General features: G+C 68.5%; 24 protein-coding genes. 10 read left to right on the top strand and 14 right to left on the bottom strand.

Features of this window, described 5'->3' with window-relative positions:
* Window positions 1-154: 154 nt before the first annotated feature.
* Window positions 155-2743, bottom strand: coding sequence for a glycosyltransferase (locus tag P5F91_RS10310; protein ID WP_246134590.1), 2589 nt, complete (start codon window positions 2741-2743; stop codon window positions 155-157).
* Between the two features lie 405 nt (window positions 2744-3148).
* Here P5F91_RS10310 and P5F91_RS10315 point away from each other — a divergent pair, with 405 nt between their 5' ends.
* Window positions 3149-3568 (top strand): HIT domain-containing protein, encoded by a 420-nt coding sequence (locus tag P5F91_RS10315; protein ID WP_145613329.1) that lies wholly within the window; start codon window positions 3149-3151, stop codon window positions 3566-3568.
* Between the two features lie 48 nt (window positions 3569-3616).
* Window positions 3617-4252 carry a glutathione S-transferase family protein gene (locus P5F91_RS10320; protein WP_145613328.1) on the top strand — a complete coding sequence of 212 codons (636 nt, stop codon included), beginning with the start codon at window positions 3617-3619 and terminating at the stop codon, window positions 4250-4252.
* On the opposite strand, the gene P5F91_RS10325 is transcribed toward P5F91_RS10320, so the two are convergent.
* Both P5F91_RS10325 and P5F91_RS10330 read right to left on the bottom strand, forming a co-directional pair.
* Entirely contained in the window at window positions 4237-5373 is a 1137-nt protein-coding gene (locus tag P5F91_RS10325; RefSeq protein WP_246134589.1) for an alpha/beta fold hydrolase, read from the bottom strand. The genes P5F91_RS10320 and P5F91_RS10325 overlap by 16 nt on opposite strands.
* Window positions 5267-5848, bottom strand: a complete 582-nt coding sequence (locus tag P5F91_RS10330; protein WP_246134588.1) for a hypothetical protein — start codon at window positions 5846-5848, stop codon at window positions 5267-5269. Before P5F91_RS10330 ends, P5F91_RS10325 begins: the two co-directional genes overlap by 107 nt.
* A gap of 163 nt (window positions 5849-6011) precedes the next feature.
* Between P5F91_RS10330 and phaR the strand changes: the two genes are divergently transcribed.
* Window positions 6012-6626 carry a polyhydroxyalkanoate synthesis repressor PhaR gene (gene phaR / locus P5F91_RS10335; protein WP_145613326.1) on the top strand — a complete coding sequence of 205 codons (615 nt, stop codon included), beginning with the start codon at window positions 6012-6014 and terminating at the stop codon, window positions 6624-6626.
* 312 nt (window positions 6627-6938) lie between these two features.
* The gene (locus P5F91_RS10340) at window positions 6939-7949 is read left to right on the top strand and encodes an NADP-dependent oxidoreductase (RefSeq protein ID WP_145613325.1); all 1011 of its coding nucleotides are present in this window, start codon (window positions 6939-6941) and stop codon (window positions 7947-7949) included.
* A 70-nt stretch (window positions 7950-8019) separates the two neighbouring features.
* Here the strand turns inward: P5F91_RS10340 and P5F91_RS10345 are convergent, their stop codons facing one another.
* From P5F91_RS10345 to gpmI, 6 genes are all read right to left on the bottom strand, one after another.
* Complete coding sequence (locus P5F91_RS10345) at window positions 8020-8601, bottom strand: DJ-1/PfpI family protein (RefSeq protein WP_145613324.1); 582 nt, start codon at window positions 8599-8601, stop codon at window positions 8020-8022.
* A gap of 106 nt (window positions 8602-8707) precedes the next feature.
* Window positions 8708-9181 (bottom strand): hypothetical protein, encoded by a 474-nt coding sequence (locus tag P5F91_RS10350; protein WP_277907147.1) that lies wholly within the window; start codon window positions 9179-9181, stop codon window positions 8708-8710.
* Window positions 9181-10497: a divergent polysaccharide deacetylase family protein gene (locus tag P5F91_RS10355; RefSeq protein WP_145613321.1), complete on the bottom strand. Its 1317-nt coding sequence runs from the start codon at window positions 10495-10497 to the stop codon at window positions 9181-9183. The genes P5F91_RS10350 and P5F91_RS10355 overlap by 1 nt, the downstream gene beginning before the upstream one ends.
* A 130-nt stretch (window positions 10498-10627) precedes the next feature.
* Window positions 10628-12097, bottom strand: coding sequence for a S41 family peptidase (locus P5F91_RS10360; RefSeq protein WP_145613320.1), 1470 nt, complete (start codon window positions 12095-12097; stop codon window positions 10628-10630).
* 1 nt (window position 12098) lies between these two features.
* The gene (locus tag P5F91_RS10365) at window positions 12099-13403 is read right to left on the bottom strand and encodes a murein hydrolase activator EnvC family protein (protein ID WP_145613319.1); all 1305 of its coding nucleotides are present in this window, start codon (window positions 13401-13403) and stop codon (window positions 12099-12101) included.
* A gap of 29 nt (window positions 13404-13432) precedes the next feature.
* A complete protein-coding gene (gene gpmI, locus P5F91_RS10370; RefSeq protein WP_277907149.1) occupies window positions 13433-15010 on the bottom strand; it encodes a 2,3-bisphosphoglycerate-independent phosphoglycerate mutase in 1578 nt (525 codons plus the stop codon).
* Between the two features lie 308 nt (window positions 15011-15318).
* On the opposite strand from gpmI, the gene rocD reads away from it, so the two are divergent.
* The 6 genes from rocD to P5F91_RS10400 all read left to right on the top strand — a co-directional run bounded on the left by rocD (window position 15319) and on the right by P5F91_RS10400 (window position 19853).
* Window positions 15319-16557 carry an ornithine--oxo-acid transaminase gene (gene rocD / locus P5F91_RS10375; RefSeq protein ID WP_277907150.1) on the top strand — a complete coding sequence of 413 codons (1239 nt, stop codon included), beginning with the start codon at window positions 15319-15321 and terminating at the stop codon, window positions 16555-16557.
* 37 nt (window positions 16558-16594) lie between these two features.
* Window positions 16595-17494 carry a dimethylarginine dimethylaminohydrolase family protein gene (locus tag P5F91_RS10380; protein WP_145613316.1) on the top strand — a complete coding sequence of 300 codons (900 nt, stop codon included), beginning with the start codon at window positions 16595-16597 and terminating at the stop codon, window positions 17492-17494.
* 84 nt (window positions 17495-17578) lie between these two features.
* The gene (locus P5F91_RS10385; protein ID WP_145613315.1) at window positions 17579-18064 is read left to right on the top strand and encodes an Lrp/AsnC family transcriptional regulator; all 486 of its coding nucleotides are present in this window, start codon (window positions 17579-17581) and stop codon (window positions 18062-18064) included.
* A gap of 81 nt (window positions 18065-18145) precedes the next feature.
* Complete coding sequence (locus P5F91_RS10390) at window positions 18146-18394, top strand: CopG family ribbon-helix-helix protein (protein WP_277907151.1); 249 nt, start codon at window positions 18146-18148, stop codon at window positions 18392-18394.
* Window positions 18391-18681 carry a type II toxin-antitoxin system RelE/ParE family toxin gene (locus tag P5F91_RS10395; RefSeq protein ID WP_145613313.1) on the top strand — a complete coding sequence of 97 codons (291 nt, stop codon included), beginning with the start codon at window positions 18391-18393 and terminating at the stop codon, window positions 18679-18681. The genes P5F91_RS10390 and P5F91_RS10395 overlap by 4 nt, the downstream gene beginning before the upstream one ends.
* Window positions 18682-18821: 140 nt before the next feature.
* On the top strand, window positions 18822-19853 hold the full coding sequence (locus P5F91_RS10400; protein WP_277907152.1) for an aldo/keto reductase: 1032 nt from the start codon (window positions 18822-18824) through the stop codon (window positions 19851-19853).
* A gap of 42 nt (window positions 19854-19895) precedes the next feature.
* Here the strand turns inward: P5F91_RS10400 and P5F91_RS10405 are convergent, their stop codons facing one another.
* From P5F91_RS10405 to P5F91_RS10425, 5 genes are all read right to left on the bottom strand, one after another.
* Window positions 19896-21164, bottom strand: coding sequence for an MgtC/SapB family protein (locus P5F91_RS10405; protein ID WP_277907153.1), 1269 nt, complete (start codon window positions 21162-21164; stop codon window positions 19896-19898).
* Window positions 21165-21212: 48 nt separating this feature from the next.
* Entirely contained in the window at window positions 21213-21731 is a 519-nt protein-coding gene (locus P5F91_RS10410; RefSeq protein ID WP_277907155.1) for a flavodoxin family protein, read from the bottom strand.
* A 104-nt stretch (window positions 21732-21835) separates the two neighbouring features.
* Complete coding sequence (gene rlmH, locus P5F91_RS10415; RefSeq protein ID WP_277907157.1) at window positions 21836-22294, bottom strand: 23S rRNA (pseudouridine(1915)-N(3))-methyltransferase RlmH; 459 nt, start codon at window positions 22292-22294, stop codon at window positions 21836-21838.
* 26 nt (window positions 22295-22320) lie between these two features.
* On the bottom strand, window positions 22321-22710 hold the full coding sequence (gene rsfS, locus P5F91_RS10420) for a ribosome silencing factor (RefSeq protein ID WP_145613308.1): 390 nt from the start codon (window positions 22708-22710) through the stop codon (window positions 22321-22323).
* Between the two features lie 208 nt (window positions 22711-22918).
* The gene (locus P5F91_RS10425) at window positions 22919-23563 is read right to left on the bottom strand and encodes a nicotinate-nucleotide adenylyltransferase (protein WP_145613307.1); all 645 of its coding nucleotides are present in this window, start codon (window positions 23561-23563) and stop codon (window positions 22919-22921) included.
* Between the last annotated feature and the right edge of the window lie 8 nt (window positions 23564-23571).

A 23571-nucleotide genomic window follows, 5' to 3' on the forward strand; every position in this document is an offset into this window, starting at 1 on the left:
CCGATCCACCGTCAGCTTAGCGTGGGCGCGCGCCGCGTGTCCCCGACTCGGGGTCCTTGGTCACGGAATTGTGCCCGAAAAGGAAGGGGGCGGCAGGTTGCCCCGCCGCCCCGGCCTTGTACCAGCGCTTGGATACCAGTGCTTGGCGACCGCCTCATTCCGCCGGGGCGGTGGCTTCGGCCCCGCCGCCCTTGGGCAGCGCGTTCAGGGTGCTGAGGAACAGGGCCGCGATGTAGGGGAAGGACTGGACGACCAGCATGGTGGCCCAGACGTAGGCATCGCGGTTGTCGCTGCCCTTCAGCAGGGCGATGGCGGCGGCGGCCAGCCACAGGCCCAGCATCAGCCCCACCTCTTCCCGCGCGTGCAGGAAGCCCTGGATCAGGGCGGGCTGATCCTCGCACTTGGGCGTGCGCACGAAGGGGCGGCCGCTGGTGAACAGGCCCACCCAGACGGCGCGGCCCACGGTGTGGGTCAGCGCCATGCCGGCGATGGCGGCGCCCAGCTTGTCGATGAAGCGGCACTTCACCCGCTCCCCATACAGCCACAGGCCGCACAGCACCTTGAAGAAGAAGACGCTGAGGGTGGGCAGGATGAAGACAGTGGGTGGGAACTCGATCCACTGCGGCAGCAGCAGCAGGCCCAGCGACCAGATGATGCCGCCGATGACGAAGCCCATGTGGGCGGCGTCGGCGAACCAGGGCAGCCAGCCGGTGATGAAGTGATACTTCTGGCCGGCGGTCAGCTTGGTGCCGCCCGGCATCATCTCGCGCCAGTGGCGCTTCAGGATCTGCACGGCGCCGTAGGCCCAACGGAAGCGTTGGGTCTTGTAGCCGGCGAAACTATCGGGGACCAGGCCCTGGCCGAAGCTGTCGGGCATGTAGACCGCTTCCAGCTTCTCCTCGAACAGGCGCAGGCCCAGTTCCGAATCCTCGCAGATGCACCATTCGGCCCAGCGGCCCACGCCGTCCAGGGCGCTTTTGCGCACCAGGGTCATGGTGCCGTGCTGGATGATGGCGTTGCGCTCGTTGCGCTGGATCATGCCGATGTGGAAAAAGCCCTGGTATTCCCAGTTGATCATCGACTTGAAGGCGTCGTCGGACCAGTCGCGGTAGTCCTGCGGCGACTGGACGAAGCCCACCTCCGGCCGCTTGAAATAGGGAATGGTGGCCGATAGCCAGTCGGGCGTGACCTGGTAGTCGCTGTCGATGACGCCCACCACCTCCACGTCCGGGGCGGTGACGGACAGGCCGAAGTTCAGGGCGCCGCCCTTGAAGCCCGGCCAGCGCGGCAGATGGAAGAAGCGGAAGCGCGGCCCCAGCTTGGCGCAGTATTCCTCCAGCGGGCGCCACACCGCCTCGTCCTTGGTGTTGTTGTCGATCACCAGGACTTCGAAGTTGGGGTAGTCCATGGCCGCCAGGGCGTCGAGGGTCTCGATCACCATGTGCGCCGGCTCATTATAGCAGGGCACGTGGATGGAAACCTTGGGCGTGTAGTCGCCCAGCGGCTCCCGCACCGGCGTGTAGCGCCGTTTCCATCGCTGGGTCCACACCACCTCCGTCAATTCCAGGCCGTCGATCAGCATGACGGCGAACAGGATCAGCTGGGCGAGGATCAGCACCATGAAGGCGGTGAAGGACAGGGTGCCCATGCCCACGGTCAGGGCCTGGGTGCCCGTCCATACCAGGACCGAGGCCACCGTCTGGATCAGGAAGCCGTAGAACAGCTGGCCGCGCCATTTCAGGTCGTCGCGGGCCAGCACGAAGAAGAACATGGGCAGGAAGGCCAGGGCGGTGGCGATGGCGCACAACACCCGCCACGACGGCACCTCTAGGATGCCGCCCACCATGGGGAACTTCTGGTGGCGGTGGGCGTCCCAGATGCCCCAGGCCGTCTCCGCCGTGCCGCCCAGCGTCCGTTTCCAGGGCTGGTCGAAGGCCTCCATGATGTAGAAATCCAGGCGCTGCTGTCCGGCGATGTTCAGGAAGCTGCGGATGTACTTGGCCTCGTTCACCAGGCCGGCCTCGGCCGCCCCGCGATAGGCGCCGTCGGACGGCCAGCCGGTCTCGCCGATCAGGATGTGTTTGTTGGGGAAGCGTTCCTGCACCTGGCGGTAGGCCGCCATGGCGTCCTCCACCGCGCGGTCCACCGACACCTTGTTCCAGTAGGGCAGCAGGTGGATGGTGATGAAGTCGCAGGCGTCGGCCAGTTCCGGATGGTCCAGCCAGACGTAGGACGGCTCGGCCGTGGACACCGGCACGTTGACCTGGCGCTTCACGCGCTGGATGTAGTCGATCAGTTGGGCGACGCTGAAGTCGTCGCGGAACAGCACCTCGTTGCCGACCATGACCCGCTTCACGTTGGCGTTGGCGCGCGCGACGCGCACCAGGCCCGCCAGTTCCGCCTCGTTGGCGGCCATGTCCTTGGACAGCCAGGCGCCCTGGGTGATGGTCAGGTTGGGGTAGCGCTCCAGGGCGATGGGCGCCACCTGGTCGATGCCGTTGCCCACCTGATAGGTGCGGATGGACTGCACATGCGGCGCCACCACGTCCAGGTCGCGCTTGATGTCGTCGGCGGTGGGACTGTCGCCGTTCTGCGGGGTCTGGTTGGCCTGGAAGGGCACGAAGGCCACGCCGGCGATGGTGCCGGCCCAGGGGCGCTCCACGGCCGGGCGATTGACGATCGCCCACGCGCCGATGTTGCCCAGCACCAGAAGAAGCAGGACCGCCCAGGCGGATTTCTGCATCCTCAAAATCTTACGCATTGTGAACGACCCCTGCCCCAGGAACGGGAGAACGATGAACGGGATGACGGCGACGGAATAGCAGAACGGCGGACCCGAAACATATGAACAAACGGGACGGTTCCCTGCCCCAGGGCACCGGCCGCGTGCGAACCATCCCTTCCATTGGCATGACTATGGGGCAATTTTGTGGACGAAGGGCCGCCCTCCGGCCCTCAAGCCAGGTCAGCAAGCCAGGCTACCAGGTCAGGCCCAGTCATCCACCCCACAGCCAAACCCTTTGGACGGGCGGCGTCGGGCAGTAGTACATAGCCATCCCGGCGGCGGCGTCCAGCGGTATTGCGGACACCGTCGTCCGCATCGCGACGCCGGGCCCTAGCCACCGGTCCAGGAACGGATTTCCCTGAAATGACAAGCGCCGACGACTTCACGCTGCACCCCCGCCTGGCCGCCGACACCGTGGCGCTGGGCGACCTGGCCCTCTGCCGCGCGCTGCTGTCCCGCAACGCCTGCTGGCCCTGGCTGATCCTGGTGCCGCGCCGTGTCGGCGCCGTCGAGATCCATAGGCTGGCCACGGCCGACCAGATCCAGCTGATGGCTGAGATCACCCAGGCCTCGCAGGTCATGGAGGCGGCGTTCGCGCCCGACAAGCTGAACGTGGCCGCCATCGGCAACATGGTGCCGCAGCTGCACGTCCACGTGGTGGCCCGCACGCGCGGGGACGCCGCCTGGCCGGGCCCCATCTGGGGTTCGGGCCATGAGCGGGCCTATGCCGCCGGCGAGGCCGAGGCGCTGGCCCGGCGGCTGGCGGTTGATCTGGGCCTGTAAGCGGGCCGTAAAGGGTATTCCATAACCAGAAAGCCGGAGGGCGCTTCCATGATCATCGTCCATCACCTGAACAACTCCCGCTCCCAGCGTGTGCTGTGGGCGCTGGAGGAGCTGGAGCTGCCCTACCAGGTGGTCCGCTATGAGCGCGATCCCGCCACCCAGCTGGCGCCGCCGGCGCTTAAGGCCGTCCATCCGCTGGGCAAGTCGCCGGTGATCGAGGATGACGGCCTGGTGCTGGCGGAATCGGGCGCCATCATCGAGTACCTGGTGCGCACCTATGGCGAGGGCCGCCTGGCCCCGGCGCCGGGCGACCGGGCCGCCCAGGCGCGCTACCTGCACTGGATGCACTTCGCCGAGGGGTCGGCCATGCTGCCCCTGCTGCTGCATCTCTACACCAGCCGCCTGGGCGAGGCGGCCGCGCCCCTGCAGCCCCGCATCGCCAGCGAAACCGCCAACCACCTGGGCTACATGAACGCTGAACTGGCCCAAGGGCCCTGGTTCATGGGCGACCAGTTCACCGCCGCCGACATCCAGATGAGCTTCCCCATCGAGGCGGCCATGATGATGCCCGGCACCGGCCAACACTTCGCCCACCTGGCCGCCTTCGTGACCCGCATCCAGACGCGCCCGGCCTATCGCGCGGCCGTGAAGAAGGGCGGGCCCTACCGCTATGACCGAGGGTGATCGAGGCGCGCCCTTAGCCAATCGGCCAGGGGCGCCCACACTTGGTCCGGTGCGCCGGCGCTGACCACCATGCCGATATGGCCCAGGTGGGGCTCCAGCCGGTCGCCGCCGGGGATGGCGTCGATCAGGGCGCGGGCGGCGCCCGGTGGCACGATGCGGTCGCGGGCTGGGATGATGGCCAGGGTGGGCAGGCGGATGGCGCGGGCGTCGATGGCCTGGCCGCCCACCCGCCAGGTGCCCTCCGCCGGGTCATTGCGGCCGTACCAGCCGCCCAGGCATTCCCGGGCCACGGCCGCCGCCAGCGGCACGCCATCGTTCAGCCAATCCTCCAGCGCGACGAAGTCCTGAGCGTCCTGGCTGTCCGGGTCCAGGGTGGCGTAGCGGCTGAACTTGCGCAGGGCCAGCAGCGGATCCAGCCCGGCGAACAGGAACTGGATCATGTCCACCGGCAGTTCGCCCAGCCAGGTCAGCGCCGGCTCCACCAGGGGCAGGACGGCGGCCGTGCGCAGGGCGGCGGCGGGGTCGTCGGCGTGGAAGTCCCAGGGGGCGGCCAGCAGCACCAGGGATGAGATCGCTTCGGGCCGCAGTACGGCGGCGGCGGCGGCCAGCGTGCCGCCCATGCAATAGCCCACCAGGGCCGGTGCCTGGCCCATCAGGTCGCGCGTGGCATCCACCGCGCGGGCCAGGCGGCCGGCGACATAGTCGGTGAGATCGAACCCCCGCTCCACCGCCCCCACCGTGCCCCAGTCCAGCAGCAGGGGGCGGAAGTTCTGGGCGGCCAGCCAGCGCACCAGGCTCTTGCGCGCCGACAGGTCCAGCACATAGCCGCGGTTGACCAGCGAAGGCACGAACAGCAGCACGGGGCCCTTGGCACCGGGCAGGCTGTAATCCAGCAGGCGGCTGTTGCCCTCCGTCCACACCGGCGGCGGGTCGGTGACGTCGCGCTGGTAGGGATTGCGGCGGTAGCGTTCCAGCCCGGCCAGCAGTGTGTCGAGTCGGCGCCGGGTCTCACGCTCAACCGCCGCTTTCACCGCTTCCGGGTCGGCGCCGGCGAGATCGGCGCGCAGTTGGCGGCACCTCGGTTCCAGCTCCTTGCGCCAGATCGGCGAGCTGCCGTTCAAGAGCGGCAATCCGGCCTGCGAGTTCAGCAAGACGGCCATCGCCGCCGTCAGATGCGTCGCCAACGGCCGAGGGCCCTGGCGGGGCTTCGGCGGGGCTGTCGTGGCCGGTCCGGTCGGTGGTGCTTGGTGTGCTGGCATGGGGCCCCCAGGGGAAGGCGGCGGGGGTGAAGAAGGGCACGCCCATCCAGGCGCCGGCCCCAGGATTCGTGCCGCTGGCGGCGAAGGGATTGCCGCCCGGCCAGCCGGTTTGGCCCCCTCCCGTCGGCCAGGCGGTGGCTTGGCCCAACGCGCGCACCAGGCGGGCGAAGGCGCCGGTCATGTCGGGGTCGGCGGCCACGGCGGCCCACTGGTCCTGCCACAAGTCCAGGTAGCGGCGGGCCAGCGACTCCACGCTCGGCGGCTCGCCGGGGGTGGGGGCGGCCTCGTCTTCCGGGGCGCCGGACGGCGGTGGTGGGGCGTCGGTTTCGCGGGGCATGGGCTTCAATCTACACCCCCCGCCGCCGCCTGGCAAAGCGGTGGCGGAACGACATACGCGCATTGGTTCTTGGCAGGATGCTTGCACGTTCCGCACTGCATGGATTAGCTATGTGCAGTGCACCCGTTGTGCGGGTGATAAACATCGCCGGGAAACGCCGCCTATGGTCGACAAAGAAGATCCCAAGCCCGCGCCGATCACCATCAAGAAGTACGCCAACCGGCGCCTCTACAATACGGCCACCAGCTCCTACGTGACCCTGGACCATCTGTGCCAGATGGTGAAGGACGGCACCGACTTCGTCGTCTACGACGCCAAGACGGGTGACGACATCACGCGCTCGGTGCTGACCCAGATCATCGTGGAAGAGGAATCCAAGGGCGGGCAGAACCTGCTGCCCATCGGCTTCCTGCGGCAGTTGATCAGCCTCTATGGCGACAACATGCAGTGGATGGTGCCGAAGTACCTGGAATACAGCATGCAGTCCTTCACCCGTAATCATGAAAAGATGCGGGATTACTTCCAGGGCACGCTGGGCGGCATGTTCCCCTTCGGCTCTTTCGAGGAAGTGGGCAAGCAGAACATGGCCATGTTCGAACGGGCCATGCGCATGTTCTCTCCCCTGGCCGGGGCTGAAGGCGGCAAGCCGGAAGCGGCCGAGGCGCCCAAGGCCAAGTCTGCCAGCGGCGGCGGGCAGTTCGATGAACTGCAGAAGCGGCTGGACGAGTTGCAGCAGCAGCTGGTTTCCCTCACCAGCCTGACCCGCAAGCCGGACTGATCCTGATCCGGCTTGCGGCGACTCAAAGCCCAGGCGCTTGCCAAAGGAAGTCCCGGTCCGCCCCGTCGCGGCCGGGATTTTTTGTGCGCCTGCGATAAAGCCGGCTTCAGCATTCGCCCGAGGAAAGACAGCCACAGGTGGTGCGCCGCCCGGCCCCGGTGGTGGGGCTGGGGGTTGCGCCAACGGCATTTCACGGGGTGCCGGACCCTGGGCTAAGGTTTGCGCCCCGGACGACAGGCCCGGTTCCAAGCGAATAAACGGGGACCACCCGGCAGAGGGTGACGCCCCTTCTGAAGGAAAAAGAGGAAAGACATGCCGCTGAACCGCAGGATTGTTCTGGCCTCGCGCCCCGAAGGGCTCCCGACGGAACAGAACTTCGGGATGGAGCAAGCGTCCATCCCCGTGGCGGGCCCCGGCCAGATGCTGCTGAAGACGCGGTGGCTCTCCCTCGACCCCTACATGCGCGCCCGCATGAGCGCCGCCAAGTCCTACACCCCGCCCATCGAGGTGGGTGGCCTGATGGTGGGCGGCACCATCGGCGAGGTGGTGGAAAGCAACGTCCCTGGCTTCCAGGCGGGTGATCTGGTGCTGTCCAATTCCGGCTGGCAAGAGTACGCCGTCGCAGGACCGAAGTCGGTGCATAAGCTGGACACCGATGGCCTGCCGGTGACGACGGCCCTGGGCGTGCTGGGCATGCCGGGCCTGACCGCCTATGTCGGCCTCTACGACATCGGCCAGCCCAAGGCGGGCGAGACGGTGGTGGTGTCCGCCGCCGCCGGTGCCGTCGGCTCCGTTGTCGGCCAGCTGGCCAAGCTGAAGGGGGCCCGCGTCGTCGGCATCGCCGGCGGGCCGGAGAAGTGCGCCTTCGTGGTGGAGGAGCTGGGCTTCGACGCCTGCGTCGACTACAAGGCGGAGAATTTCAAGGAAGCGCTGGCCGCCGCCTGCCCCAACGGCGTCGACGTCTATTTCGACAATGTCGGCGGCCGGGTGACGGACGCGGTGTTCGATCTGCTGAACACCTTCGCCCGCGTGCCGCTGTGCGGCCGTATCGGCAACCTGAACGACACCGCCCTGCCGGCCGGCCCGGACCGGACGCCGGCCCTGCTGTCGGCCATCCTGACCCGCCGGCTGCATGTGCAGGGCTTCATCGTTTCCGACCACTGGCACCGCAACGACGCCTTCCTGGAAGAGGTCGGCGCCCTGGTGAAGAGTGGCCAGCTGCGCTATCGCGAGGATGTGACCGAGGGCCTGGAAAACGCCGTGCCGGCCTTCCTGGGCCTGCTGCAGGGCAAGAACCTGGGCAAGGCGCTGGTCAAGCTGTAAGCCGGTTCCAGCACACTCCTGAAGGTCAAGCCCCCGCCTCGGTGACCCCGGCGCGGGGGCTTCGTTTTTCTTACACCCTGATTTCGGCGCCCAGCACCTTCAGCAATTGGGCCAGCCAGGCGGCGTGGGCGGGCCAGGCGGGGGCGGTCACCAGCTTGCCGTCGGTGACGGCGCCATCCACCGGGATGTCGGCGTACTCGCCGCCGGCCAGGGTCACCTCCGGCCGGCAGGCAGGGTAGGCGGAGACCTTGCGGCCGGACAGCACGCCGGCAGCGGCCAGGATCTGGGGGCCGTGGCAGACGGCGGCGATGGCCTTGTCCTGGGCGGCGAAGGCCTTCACCAGAGCCAGCACGCGGCTGTCCAGGCGCAGGAACTCCGGCGCGCGGCCACCGGGGATAACCAAGGCCACGTAATCGTCGGCCTTCACGCTCTCGAAATCGGCGTTCAGCGTGAAGTCGTGGCCGCGCTTCTCGGTATAAGTCTGGTGGCCCTCGAAATCATGGATGGCGGTGGCGATCTTGTCGCCCGGCCGCTTGCCCGGCGCCACCGCGTCCACCTGGTAGCCCACCATGGACAGGGCCTGGAAGGGCACCATGGTCTCATAGTCCTCGGCGAAATCGCCGACGATCATCAGGATGCGTTTGGGGGGCATGCGGGTTCCTCCTGGTGGGCCGGTTCGGGTCCGGTCAGGATGCGGGGAAACGACGGGGGCGCCTACGGACCTTAAGGGGATGGGAGGAAGCAATTTTGACGAGGAATCAGCGCTGCTGCGGCCATCTCCACAAGGTGGCGCCAAGTAAGAATCCACCTGGTGCGCCACCGAGCAATCCGGCGACGAGTGGCGACCAGTCTATCACCAAGAATGGCAGCCAAAACAGACCAAGCAAGGTCACACGACCATCTTGGTAAGCTGCGATGACAGGCAAAAGCTCGCTAAGAATCCAATTGATGATCAATCCCGCCAAGGCACAGGCGATAGTGTAGATTGCAGGGGAACGCCACTGTCTTCTTATGGGAAATGCCAACAGGAGGGGGCCGATGAGCGCATAACCTATGGTATCGAATATGAACATGGCCGCGAGCGCTTCAGGGCTGATTTGATCGAGCCCTTCCTTCATCGCGACAGCTTGTGTCGTGATAGCCAATAATGCGGGGAGCACGAAACTCGCGAGCAGAATCGGAATTGGCCTTATGTTGAGACCCTGGCGAGGGTCAGGGTGCCGCCCGGACATCACCGATCCGCCTGGCGGTTCACCACCGCCGTGACCGGTGCCAGCACGATGCCCCGATCGCGCAGGCCCACGGCCCAGCGGGCGATGCCTTCGAGCGTCACGGGATAGGGCTGGGCATAACCCACGGCGACGCCGTTAAGCTTGGCCAGCCGTTCCAGTTCCGCCAATTGGGCGGCGACGCCGGCGTCGGACGGCGCACGGTCCACCTGCACGTCCGACACGGCCCGGGGCAGGCCCAGCTGGGTGGCGATGCGGGTGGCCTGGCTGGCGGTGGTGGGCCAGCTGTCGACATAGATCAGGCCGCGCCGCTGCACCTGGCGCAGCACGGTCTGCAGGCTGTCGTGGCTGGCCAGGAACTTGGTGCCGGTCAGATTGGTCAGGCCGACATAGCCGGTGGCGCTGGCCATGGCCGTTTCCAGCCGGTCCACGTTCTTCTCGTCCGGCAGGCTGGTCAGCAAGGTGCCGGGGCCGGGATCGTTCTGAGGGAAGCCCTGCGGCTCCATCGGCACCTGCAACAGCACCTCGTGCCCGTCGCCGCGCGCCTGGTCCACCGCCTTCTGCAGGTTGGGGGCGCCGGCGGCGAAGGCCAGGGTGACGGCGGCCGGCATGCGGGCCAGCACCTTCTCCAGGGCGCTGGGCGACCAGCCCAGGTCGGCCATCACCAGGGCGATGCGCGGGCGCTTGTCATCCTGGGGGAAGGGGCGGCTGTAGGCCTGCCAGGGGGCGGGGCCCTTGGCAGGCATACGCGGCAGATAGCCGGCGCGGGTCTTTTCCAACAGGTCGTCGTTGCGGCTGGGCGCCAGCTTGACGGCCACGTCCATGGGGTCGGGGTCGTGCGGGGCCGCGGGCTTGGCGGTGCCCTCCGCCGGGGCGGCCGGGTGCGGGGCCTCCACCGGCCGCGCGCCGCCCTGGGGCAGGGTGACGGGGATGTCGGCCAGCATGGTGGCTTTGCGCCGCGCGGCGGCCGTCTCCTCCGCCGTGGCGGCCAGCCAGGCGACCGTGCCCGCCACGGCCAATACCGTCAGGGCCACGGCCACGGCGAACAGGTTCAGCCGGCGGCGGGGCTTTTCAGGGTCGTCCCCGGCTGGTCCAGTGGCGGCCGCCCCGACACGACCGGCGCGCTTGGGCACGCCCAGGCGCGCCGCCAGCACATCGGCGGACGCGTCCTCGTCCGCGCCAGCCAGCAGCGCCTCGAAGGCGTCGTCATCGCCGCCCTTCTTGCGTTTTGTTGTCTTTGCCGCCTTGGCGGGCTTGGTCTTGCGCGGCGTGCTCGGGCGCGAGACCAAGGCCTTCAGGCGGGTGGGTAGGGCGGCCAAGGGGTCCCCGTCGGTTGGCTAGTGCCGGGTGCGTTCAATCAGAAACACACTCGGCCCTAAATGCTTGTTCAAGGAGCGGATTCACGCCGCAAAGCGCTTCCGCTTTTCCGCGATCCGCTCGAGGGCGTCGTCAGTTCGTGGCCTTGGACTGCTGCAACAGCGACAGGCCACGCAGCAGGTCCAGGGCGCGGGTCAGCTGGTAATCCTGGGGTGTGGCGTCGCCGGTGGCGGCCGGCGGCACCGGCGTGCCAGGCGCGTCCTGGCCCTTGGTGCCCGCCTTCGGATCCTGGGTCTTGGAATCGACCTTGGCCTTGTCGGCGCCAACCCCCTTGTTGTCGGGGGTCTTGCCGTCGGGCGCCTTCGCGTCCGGGGCCTTTTCCGAAGTCTTGTCCTTGGCGTCGTCCGGCTTGGCCGGCTGCTTGGCACCCGGATCGGTGTTGCGCAGGGCGTGCGGTAGGTCGGCCTCGCGCCGGCGGATGACACCGGCGGGCGCGCCCACCTCTTCCACCTTGGCCTGCTGGACCTCGATGTCCGGGGTGATGCCCAGCTGCTGGATGGACCGGCCGGAGGGCGTGTAGTAGCGCGCCGTGGTCAGCTTCATGGCGTTGCCGCCCGGCATGGGCATGAGGGTCTGGACCGAGCCCTTGCCGAAGCTCTGCGTGCCCATGAGGATCGCGCGCTTGTGGTCCTGCAGCGCGCCGGCCACGATTTCCGAGGCGGAGGCGGAGCCGCCGTTGATCAGCACCACCAAGGGCAGGCCGTGGATGGCGTCGCCCGGCTTGGCGTTGTAGCGCTCGCCCTGGTCCGGGCGGCGGCCGCGGGTGGAGACGATCTCGCCCCGCTCCAGGAAGGTGTCGCTGACCGAGATGGCCTGGTCCAGCAGGCCGCCGGGGTTGTTGCGCAGATCCAGCACATAGCCCACGACCTTGTCGCCCAGCTCCTTCTGGATGCCGGCCAGGGCCTTGTCCAGGCCCACCTGGGTCTGCTCGGTGAAGCCGGACAGGCGGATGTAGCCGACATTGCCTTCCACCCGCCACCGCACCGACTGCACCTTGATGACCGCGCGGGTCAGGGTGAAGTTCAGCGGCTGGGGCACATTGTTGCGGTGGATGGTCACCTTGATGTCGGTGCCCGGGGCGCCGCGCATCTTCTCCACCGCCTCGTTCAGGCCCAGGCCCACGATGGCTTCGTCGTTCAGGTGGGTGATGTAGTCGCCAGGCTGCACGCCGGCGCGGGAGGCGGGGGTGTCGTCGATGGGCGAGATCACCTTGACCACGCCGTTTTCTTCCGTGACCTCCAGGCCCAAGCCGCCGAACTCGCCCTTGGTCTGGACCTGCATGTCCTCCCAATTCTTCTTGTTCATGAAGTTCGAGTGCGGGTCGAGAGAGGCCAGCATGCCGTTGATGGCGGCCTCGACCAGCTGGTCGTCCGGCACCTCCTCGACATAGTCGGACTTCACCCGCTCGAACGCTTCGGTGAACAGTTCCAGCTGCTTATAGGTTTCCGCCTTGATCGGCGGCTTGGCGTCCAGCGGCCGGGACAGGGGGCTTGCCAGATAGACCAGGGCCACGACGGCCACGGAGGTCAGCAGTTTCTTCATCTCACCCTTGTCCTTTACCCTCGGTGCCCGCGAAGCCGCGCAGGGGATTGATCGGCTGACCACCCCGCCGCAACTCGAAATACAATGTGGGGGTTCCGTCGCTGGCCATGGCGCCCATGGGCTCGCCGGTCAACACACGTTGTCCCACCCGCGTATCGATCCGACCCAATCCCGCGATCAGGCTATGATAGCCATTGGGGTGCTCGACGATCAAGATAAGGCCATATCCCTTGAAGGGTCCGGCGAAGACCACCGACCCCTCATACGGCGCCACCACCGGCGACCCGGCGCGGGCGCTGATGCGGACACCGCGGCTGGTGGTACCCACGGCGTCCTGCTCGCCATAGCGCTGGGCCACGGGGCCCGCCACCGGCAGGGTCATGCCACCCAGCGCCGTACCGCCCGGCACGTCCTTGGGCGTGCGGCCCATGGCGGCCAGCCGCTCCTGCGCCTTTTTCTGCCGCGCCTCCTCGGCCAGCTGGCGCTTCTGCGCCTCCGCCTGGCGGGCGCGTTCGGCGGCGGCCTTGCGCTCCGCCTCCAGCTTTTCCACCAGGTCGCGCAGGTCGCCGGCCTGGGCAGTCAACACCGCCATGTGGCCGGCCACGTCCTGCAGCTCGGCGTCGTTGGCCTGCGACAGGGCCTCGCGGCGCGACACCAGGTCGCGCAACTCCCCCTCGCGCTTTTCCAGGTCCTTCTTCGCCGCCAGGGCCTGGGCGCGCTTGTCCGCCAGCTTCTGGCGCAGGGCGGCCAGGTCGCGCAACTGCACGGCCAGGGCGTCGGCCCGTTTCTTCAGCTGGGGAATGGCCTCGCGCAGCAGCAGGGCGCTCTTCACCATCTCGCCCGGTGCCTCCGGCCGGGCCACCATGGCCTCCGGCGGCAGGCGGGACAGGCGCTGCAGGGCGCCCAGCAACTCGGCCAGGGCGGCGCGGTCGGCGTCGATGCGGGCCACCTGCTCCTGCTCGTTGGCCGCCAGTCCGGCCAGCGACTGCTCCACCGCGCGCAGGGCGTCGTCCTGGCGGCGCTGGTCCTCCGCCACGGCCACGGACTTGGCGCGCAGGTCGGCCAACTCGCGTTCCAGGGCGTCGTTCTTGGCGTCCAACTCGGCCTTGCGGGCCTGGTCGGCCTTCAGGTCCTTTTCCACCTTGTCCAGCTGGCGCTGGGCGTCGCGGGGGACGCCTTGCGAGGCCGTCGTCTGCGCGACGGGCGTCAGCACCACCGGCGGGGCGTGCTCAGCCCACACCGATCCCGGTGCCAGCAGGGCCAGCGCCAGGGGGAACAGTCGGAACGGGGCCTTGTGCGGGATCACGCCGGGGCTGCGCTCACTCGGGTGTGGGCTTACTCGGCCGCCGCGCGCGCCGCGTCGCGGACCAGCAGGGAATGGCCCGTCATCTCCTCCGGCTGGGGCAGGCCCATCAGCTCCAGCAGGGTGGGGGCCACGTCGGCCAGCTTGCCCCGCTCCAGCCGCACCACGTCCGCCGGGGCGTTCACCAGGATGGCGGGCACCAGGTCCAGGGTATGGGCGGTGTGCGGGCCGCCCGTCTCCGGGTCCTTCATCAGCTCGCAATTGCCGTGGTCGGCGGTGATCAGCAGGGCGCCGCCCTGGCGCTTCACCGCGGCCTCCAGCCGGCCGATGCTGCGATCCACCGCCTCCACCGCCTTGACGGCGGCGGCCAGGATGCCGGAATGGCCGACCATGTCCGGGTTGGCGTAGTTGACCACCACCAGGTCGAAGGCGCCGCTGTCCACCGCCGCCACCAGCTTGTCCGTCAGCTCATCGGCCGACATTTCCGGCTGCAGGTCGTAGGTGGCCACCTTGGGCGAGGGGATCAGGATGCGCTCCTCCCCCTTGTAGACCTTTTCCTCGCCGCCGTTGAAGAAGAAGGTGACGTGCGGGTACTTCTCCGTCTCGGCAATGCGCAGCTGCTTCAGGCCCTTCTGCGACACGATCTCGCCTAGGGTATGGCGGATCTCCTTGGGCGGGAAGATGGCTGGCAGGTATTTCGCCAGGGTGGAGGAGTATTCCACCATGCCCAGCTGGGCGGCGAATTTCACCGGCGTGCCGCGATCGAATCCGCTGAACTCCGGCTCTACCAGGGCGGACAGGATTTCGCGGGCGCGGTCGGCGCGGAAGTTGGCCATCAGCACGCCGTCCCCGTCCTTCATGCCGGCATAGTCGCCGATGACGGTGGGCAGGATGAATTCGTCATGCTTGTCGGCGTCATAGCTCTGCTTGACCGCCGCCTCGGCGCTGTCGGCCCTCTCGCCCACGGCCGACACCAGGGCGCGGTAGGCCTTTTCCACCCGGTCCCAGCGCTTGTCGCGGTCCATGGCGTAGTAGCGGCCGTCCACTGTGGCGATGCGGGCGCCGGGGGCATCCTTCAGGCCGGCCTCGATGGCGGCCAGCTGTTCCAGGGCGCTCTGCGGCGGCACGTCGCGGCCGTCGGTGAAGGCGTGCAGGGCCACGGGGATGCCGGCCAGGGCCAGGGTGTGGGCCAGTGCGACCATATGGTCCTGGTGGCTGTGCACCCCGCCGGGGGAGGCCAGGCCCAGGATGTGCGCGGTGCCGCCGGACTTCTTCAGGGCGGCCTTGAAGGCGGTCAGCGCCCCGTTGGTTTCGAACTCGCCCTGGGCGATGGCGCGGTCGATCATGGGCAGATCCTGGAACACCACGCGGCCGGCGCCCAGGTTCATGTGCCCCACCTCGGAATTGCCCATCTGGCCGGCGGGCAGGCCCACATCCTCCTCGCTGGCGGACAGCAGGCCGTGCGGGCTCTCCTTCCACAGGCGGTCGTAGTTGGGGGTGTTGCCCTGGGCGACGGCGTTGTCCGCCACCTCTTCCCGATAGCCCCAACCGTCCATGATGCACAGCACCACGGGGCGGGGGGCTTTGCTGGTCTTGTCGGTGGCGGCCATGGCTGTCTGTTCCCTGATCCTGGTGGGGGGTAGGAGATGCGAACCTATTGGGAAAATCGGGATTTCCGCGCGCGATGGCAAGCGGCGCATCCGAATTTCCGACCTGATAAACCGTTATAGGCGCCGGTGGTTCGCCCGTCCCGTTCCTTTCCCATGCCGCAGGCGCAAAGGCGGCAGGACAGAAACGGTGTGCCCGGCGCACCACCCGCTGCCCGGTTCTGTCGCGCCACTCGCGAACTTCGACCGTTTCGGCTGCCCCGCCCATGCCACCATCCAGGCAACGAGACCGGGATAAGGTGGAGGACATCATGGACCAGCGGCTGAACGGCGACATCGTCAATGCCTCGTCCCCGGGGGCGATCGCCCTGGAGGACCGGTGGTGCGCCCACACCTACAAGCCGCTGCCCGTCGTCATCACCCGTGCCCAGGGCGCTTGGGTGCACGACGACGCCGGCCGCCGCTACCTGGACATGATGAGCGCCTATTCCGCCGTCAACGTCGGCCACAGCCACCCCCGCATCTTGAAGGCCCTGACCGAGCAGGCGTCCAAGGTGGCGGTCGTCTCCCGCGCCTTCCACACCGACAGGCTGGGTCCCTTCCTGGAGCGCCTGTGCGCCCTGACCGGCCTGGATGGCGCCTGCCCCATGAACAGCGGGGCGGAGGCGGTGGAGACGGCGGTGAAGGCCGCCCGCCGCTGGGGCTACCGCCATCGCGGCATTCCCGCCAACCAGGCGGAGATCATCGTGGCCAGCGGCAATTTCCACGGCCGCACCACCACCATCATCAGCTTCTCCTCCGAAGAGGCCTATCGTGAGGGCTTCGGCCCCTATACACCCGGCTTCCGCGTCGTCCCCTTCGGTGACCTGGAAACGCTGACGGCCGCCATCGGTCCCAACACGGCGGCCGTGCTGCTGGAACCCATCCAGGGCGAGGCCGGCATCGTCCTGCCGCCGGCCGGCTATCTCAAGGGTGTGCGCGACGCCTGCGACCGGGCCGGCATCCTGATGATCCTGGATGAGATCCAGTCCGGCCTGGGCCGTACCGGCCGCTGGTTCGCCCACCAGCATGAAAGCATCAAGCCGGATGGCCTGTGCCTGGGCAAGGCGCTGGGCGGCGGCGTGCTGCCCGTCTCCGCCTTCGTCGCCCGCCGCGACGTCATCGACGTGTTCGATCCCGGCAGCCACGGCTCCACCTTCGGCGGCAACCCGCTGGCCGCCGCCGTGGGTCTGGAGGCCCTGGCGGTGATCGAGGAGGAAGGCCTGGTCCAGCGCAGCGCGGAGCTGGGCGCCCATCTGATGGACCGCCTGCGCGGGCTGAACAGCCCGCTCATCCGCGACATCCGCGGCATCGGCCTGTGGGTGGGGCTGGAGATCGACCCCGCCCGCGCCACCGCCCGCCAGGTGGTGGAGGACTGGATGCGCCGCGGTGTCCTGTCCAAGGAAACCCACGACACGGTGGTGCGCCTGGCGCCGCCGCTGATGATCGCACCGGAGGATCTGGACTGGGCGGTGGACCGCCTGGCCGAGACCCTGTCGGCGTTCGCCTGACATCAACCGACAACAACATCCCGGGGAATCCCAATCCATGCCCGATACCCGCCTGACCGCCGCCGCTTCCGCCGTGGCCGACGCCCTTCCCGGCGGCCGCATCCTGATGTGCGCCCCGGAGCATTTCGAGGTCAGCTACGCCATCAATCCGTGGATGCGGCCCGATCGCTGGCAGCAGGAGGGGGCCTTGCTGGGCGCCCGCTCATCCAGCGGCTGGGAGCGGCTGGTGGCGACCCTGCGCGGCCTGGGTGTGGAGCTGGAGTTCGCGGTGCCCCATGCCGGCCTGCCCGATATGGTGTTCACCGCCAACGCCGCCGTGGTGCTGGACGGCAAGGCGCTGGTCGCCACCTTCCGCCATCCCCAGCGCCAGGGCGAGACGCCGGTGTTCCGCCGCACCTTCGACGCGCTGAAGGACCGGGGCCTGCTGACCGAGGTGCACGACATGCCGGAGGGCGTGGTGCTGGAGGGGGCGGGCGACTGCGTGTGGGATCCCGTGCGACGGACCTTCTGGCTGGGCTATGGCCAACGTTCCGACAAGGCGGCCGCGCCCGTGGTGCGCGACCTGTTCGGCATGGAGGTTGAGGCGCTGGAGCTGGTCGACCCGCGCTTCTATCACATGGACACCTGCCTCTGCCCCCTGACGGGGGGGGAGGTGCTGTACTTCCCCGGCGCCTTCTCCGCCGAGGGCAACGCTCGCATCCTGGAGCGCTTCGGCGCCGAAAACCTGATCGTGGCGCCGGAGCCCGACGCCTGCACCCTGGCGGTAAACGCCGTGAACCTGGGCCGCGACATCGTGCTGGCCACCGCCAGCCCCGCCCTGCGCGGCATGCTGACGGAGCGCGGCTACCGCGTGCATGAGACCCCGGTCAGCGACTTCGGCCTGTCCGGCGGGTCGGCCTTCTGCCTGATCCTGAAGTTGGATCGCACCTCCAAGTAAAGCCTTTGGGCAAGTAAAGCCTTGGGGGGTGGAGGCGAGGGCGCTTAAGCTGGCGTCCTCGCTTTGGCCTTTCCGGACCCCGCCTTGAAGCCGCGCAAGCTCGACGCCATCGACATCAAGATCCTGACGGAACTGCAGGCCGATGGCCGCGTCACCAACCAGGCCCTGTCGGAACGGGTGGGCCTGTCCGCCCGCCCCTGCCTGGAACGGGTGCGCCGGCTGGAGCGCGAGGGCGTCATCGTGCGCTACCAGGCCCAGGTGGACGTGCGCCGCATCCAGTCCTGCGTCTTCGTCCTGGCCCAAATCTCCCTGGAAAAACAGGGCCGTGCCCGCACCAGCACCTTCGAGCGCCGCCTGCGCGAGGTGCCCGAGGTCATCGAGTGCTTCGAGGTCAGCGGCCCCTACGACTATATCGCCAAGCTGGTCTGCCGCGATCTGGAGACCTACCAGGAACTGACCGACAGCTGGATCGACGATGCCGAGATGGGCGTCGCCCGCGTCGTCAGCAACGTGGTGCTGCGCCCCATCCGGGATTTCGGGACGTACCCGGTGTTCGAGGAGGAGGCTTGAGCGGTCTTGACCGGCGGGGCGTTGAGGTTCACATGATTACAACGTAATCACCTGTAATCGTCACGGCTTGAGGGTGTGGACATGGCCACCCAAAACTTCTCCATCCGGACCGAACCCGCCACCCTGGCGGAGCTGGACAAGCTGGCCGAGGCGCAGAACCGGTCGCGCAATTTCGTGGTCAACGAGGCCATCGAGCGTTATCTCGCCGAAGAGCGTCGGTGGGCTACCCAAGTGCAAGCGGGACTGGCGGCGGCGGCGGCTGGCGACTTCGTCACGGATGTCGAGATGGATGCCTTGTTTGAAAAATTCGAGGCGGCAGCTGATCGATGAAGGTGCGGTGGACCAGGCCGGCGACACGAAACTTGGTGGATATCCACGATTACCTGAGCCAGTTCAATTCAGCGGCCGCGCTCAAGCTGGTCAAGTCGCTCCGCGCGCAGGCGCAAGGGTTGGGTTCTCATCCTCAAAAAGGGCGCCCCGGCCGCATCAACGGTACGCGCGAGTTGGTCATTTCAGGCACGGATTTCATCATCGCTTACCAAATAGCGGAAACCTGCGTGGATATTCTGGCGGTTCGTCATACCGCTCGTGAATGGCCGGCCCGGTTGAATCGATAGCGGTCCCGCGTCGTTGCGAACCTCCCGCCCCTACGAAAACGCTTCCCCTCTCGCATCCTCATACGCTCAACTGCCGGCACCGGCGGTCCCAGGCAGGGGGCCGTTTACGGCGCGCCATATGGACCCATGAGGAAAACACCATGGAATATCGGCAACTTGGACGGTCGGGCCTGAAGGTTCCCGTCCTCAGCTTCGGCACCGGCACCTTCGGCGGGGCGGGTGAATTCTTCAACCGCTGGGGCAGCACCGACGTGGCCGAGGCCACGCGGCTGGTGGATTTGTGCCTGGAGGCGGGCGTCAATTTCTTCGACACCGCCGACGTCTATTCCCGGGGCGCGTCGGAGGAGATCCTGGGCCAGGCCGTCAAAGGCCGGCGGGACAAGGTGCTGATTTCCACCAAGGCCACCTTCACCATGGGCGATGGCCCCAATGACGTGGGCTCGTCACGCTATCATCTGATCCGTGCGTGCGAGGCCAGCCTGAAGCGGCTGGGCACCGACCATATCGACCTTTATTTCATGCACGGCTTCGACGCCACCACCCCGGTGGATGAGACCCTGCGCGCCCTGGACGACCTGATCACCGCCGGCAAGATCGGCTACATCGGCGCCTCCAACTTCTCCGGCTGGCATTTGATGAAGGCGCTGGCGACGTCGGAGAAGTACGGCCTGGCCCGCTATGTCGCCTACCAGGGCTACTACTCCCTGGTGGGGCGTGAATACGAGTGGGAACTGATGCCCCTGGGCCTGGACCAGGGCGTGGGCCTGATGGTGTGGAGCCCCCTGGGCTGGGGCCGCCTGACCGGCAAGATCCGGCGCGGCCAGCCGGCGCAGGCCGGCCGCATCGCCAGCGGTGGCGCCGCCGGCGGGCCCAAGGTGGACGATGAATACCTCTACACGGTGGTCGATGCCCTGGACGTGGTGGCGGCGGAGACGGGCAAGACCATTCCCCAGGTGGCGTTGAACTGGCTGTTGGCCCGGCCCGGCGTGGCCAATCTGGTCATCGGCGCCCGCAATGAGGAACAGTTGAAGCAGAACCTGGGCGCTGTCGGCTGGTCGCTGACGCCGGACCAGGTGGCGCGCCTGGAACAGGCCAGCCAGAAGGACCCCATCTATCCCTACTGGCACCAGAAGGACTTCAACCACCGCAATCCCAAGCCTACCACCTGGTGAGGCGCGGTCCCGGGAAGGGGCGCTCTGGCGGTCGCCCCTTCTTCACCACCCCATGGCCAGCGCGCCGGCGCCCAGGGCCAGGGCGCTGACGCCACCCACCACAAGGCCGAGGCGGCCACCCCCCACCCATGCCGCCATCGCCGCCTTGGTCACGGTGTTGACGGCGGTGACGATCAGCACGCCCTCCATGGCCACCTGGAGGGTCAGGCCATGCCCGCCCAGATGGGCCATGGACAGGGTGACGGCGTCCACGTCGGCCACGCCCGACAGCGCGGCCATGACCAGCACCCCCGGGGCGCCCATCGACTGCGCCAACAACTGGCTAGCCAGCGCCACCGCCGCGATGAAGGCGGCCATCTTCAGGGCCATGCCCACCTCCAGCGGGTTGGCGATGTTCAGCTTGGGCACATGGTAGTGCCGGTTGCGCACGATCAGGGCGGCGGCGCCGACCACCTGGACGAGCCCGGCGCTGGCCAAGGGGGGCGCCAACGGCCTCAGCAGGTCGGGGTTCAGGACCATCGCCAGCACGCCCACCCGCGCCATCATCACGGCCCCGGCCAGCAACACCCCGGCGCCCAGCAACCGTGATGAGGTGGGATGCATCCGCCCCAGCCGCGCCAGCGTCAGCGTGGTGGCGGTGGAGGAGGCGAGGCCGCCGGCCAGCGCCGCCATCAACACCCCCAACCGATCGCCCAGGCCACGGACCGCGACATAGCCGCCGAAGGAGATGGCGGCGACCATGACCGCCAGCAGCCAGATGGAATGGGGGTTCAGCGCACCCCACGGGTCCACCGGCCGGTTGGGCAATACAGGCAACAGCAGGAAGGACATGGCCAGCAGCGTGAGGATGGCCCGAACCTCGTCCCCGCTTAGCGCCGCCACCCAGCGGTGCAAGGGGTCGCGCAAGGCAAGCAGGCCGGTCACGGCCACGCCGGCGGCGATGGCGACGCGCACGTCGGCCAGGATGGCCAGCGCCCCCAGCAGGAAGGTCACCAATCCCGCCACGACTGAGGTGATGCTGAGATCGCGCTCCGGGTTGGGATCGGTGTCGGCCTTGGCTTCCAGCCAGTGGAAGGCGGTGAACGCGGCGGCATAGCCCAGGAACACCAGGCCCAGGATGTAGGGTTGCTGCGCCAAGGTCAGCGCGCCGGCGATGCCCCCCAGCAGGCCGGACAAGGCGAAGGTGCGCAGCCCCACCGCCCGTTGGTATTCCTGGCCGCTACGGCTGTGCCATCCCCGTTCCAGCCCCACCAGCAGCCCGATCGCCAGGGAAACCGCCAGGCGGCTGAGCAGGGTGGTGGGGTCGTCCATGAAGGCGGTCCTGGAAAGGGTATGACCCGCCCAGTCGGCCCCAACCGTTCACCCGGCGCATTGATCCACCGCAAGGGGCACCGGCGCCGGCGCGGGCTTGGGACGCAGGGTCTGGGCGAAATGCGCCACGGTCTCGGCGTAGGTGCCGCTTTTCATCTCGGCGGCGGTGATGGTCACGCGCGCCTTGGGCGGCTTTCCCACCCAGGCCTGCAGCGCGTCCAGCGACTGTTGGCCCGCCGATCCGCCGTGGGTCAGCAGCAGGGCGGTTTCCGGCAGGTCCGCCCGCTCGCGCCGCACATAGGCGCGCAGGGGCGGGCAGGGGTGCCAGGCCCAGATGGGGCCCGCCAGCACCACCAGATCATAGTTGCGGGCGGCGTGGGTCGCCGGGGCGATCGGGGGCAGCCGGCCGCGCCAGCTATCCGCCGCCGCCCGCCACCAACCCCTGAAGCTGACGCCGTAGCGCTCGCAGCGGATTTCCTCGATGTCGGCCCGCAGGTGCCGGGCCAACTCCGCCACCACGGTGCGGGTTGTTCCAGTCAGCGAGTAAAAGGCGATCAGCACGGCCATGGTCCCCTCCATTTCCGGTCGCCCTCACCGGGCGGTCGCACACGCTGGGGAAGAATGGCCAAAGGGGACGGCGCGTGCATTGACGCACCGCAAGCGCGGCACGCTCACACCCGGTGGTAGGGATGTCCCGCCAGGATTTGCTGGGCGCGATAGAGCTGTTCGGCCAGCATGCCGCGCACCATCATGTGCGGCCAGGTCATGGGGCCGAAGGCGATGAGCAGGCTGGCGCGGCGGCGCACCTCTTCGGCCAGGCCATCGGCGCCGCCGATGACGAAGGCGAGGTCGGCCACGCCGGCGTCGCGCCAGGTGCCGACCTGGCGGGCGAAGGCCTCGCTGGGCAGGGCCTTGCCGCGTTCGTCCAGGGCCACCAGGGTGGCGCCCGGGGGGATGGCCTCCAGCAGCAGCTGGGCCTCCAGCCGCTTCAACTCATCGCCCTCCACCCGCTTGCGGCACTCGACCTCGCGCAGGGTGAAGGGCCAGGTGATGCGGCCCTTGTACTCTTCGAACAGGTCGCGGGCGGGGCCCGGCCGGCTGCGGCCGACGGCGATCAGCCAAACGCGCATGGGCCCGGTCCCGCCGACGTTCTTACTTAAACAGACAAAAAGTCGCCGGCGGGCGCGCCGAATCCGGCGAAGTCGGGCGGCAGTTCCACGCCCCACATCTTTTCCAGGTTGTAGAAGGCGCGGACCTCGGGACGGAACAGATGGACCAGTACGTCGCCGGCGTCGATCAGCACCCAGTCGCACTGGGGCGTGCCTTCGGCGTCGAGACCGACCAGGCCGACTTCCTTCAGCTTGGACAGCAGGTGGCCGGCCATGGCATCCACCTGCCGGGCGGAACGGCCCGAGGTGATGACGATGTAGTCGGCCAGGGTGGACTTGCCCTTGAGGTCGAGCACCACGGTGCCTTCGGCCTTGTCATCCTCCACACTGGCGACGATCAGGTCGCGCAGCTGCTCGGGGAAGTCGGGGGCCGCCATGTCCGGAAGCGGCTGGGGCGCCGTCCGCCCAGCGGTCGGCGTCGGGAAATGGGCGATGGTGGAAATGATCGTTACCTCTAAGCAAAAAAGGGCGCTGAGGATCCGGCATGGCCGGCCCGCACCCTGATGATAGTCCGATGATGTCCGTGGGCAAGCCGCACGGGGCGCGCTTGCCTACGGGATTAGTCCTAGCAGTCCGCTTTTCCCGTCACCGGCCGGCCCACCACCCCTTCCGCCGGATTTCGGTGGCGGAGGCGGGATGCAGCGGCCCGTCCAGGAAGGTCCAGGCCGGTGCCGATCGTGCCGGCAGCCCGCCCGCGTCCCGTGGAGGAACCCGATTGCGGAGATAACGCCGCGCGGCCTTGCCGACAAGCGCCTTTAGGGAATAGGGGCGGCGCGGAAACACGGCAACCGGCATGCGGCCCAGGATGCGCGTCCATCCCCGCCAGCGCGGAATCTGCAGCAGGTTGTCGGCGCCCATGATCCAGACGAAGCGGGTGCGGGGATAGCGGCGGCGCAGGGCCTCCAGCGTGTCCACGGTGTAGCGGGTGCCCAGCTGTGTCTCCAGATCCGTCACCAGGATGCGGGGATCGCGGGCGGCGGCGCGGGCGGCATCCAGCCGGGCGTCCAGCGTGGCCATGCCGTGCGTCTGCTTCAGCGGGTTCTGCGGGCTGACCAGCCACCACACCTGGTCCAGGTTCAGGCGGCGCAGCATCCATTGGCTGACGTGGCGGTGGCCGGCGTGGGCGGGGTTGAAGGACCCGCCCAGGATGCCGATGCGCCGGCCGGCCCAACTGGCCCCGGTCAGCGGCCGCGGGCGAATCCAATAGCGGCCGTGGTGGGAGGTTGACATGGGGGAGA

The sequence above is a fragment of the Nitrospirillum amazonense genome (assembly GCF_029594735.1).
In the GTDB taxonomy this organism is placed as follows: Bacteria; Pseudomonadota; Alphaproteobacteria; order Azospirillales; family Azospirillaceae; genus Nitrospirillum; species Nitrospirillum amazonense.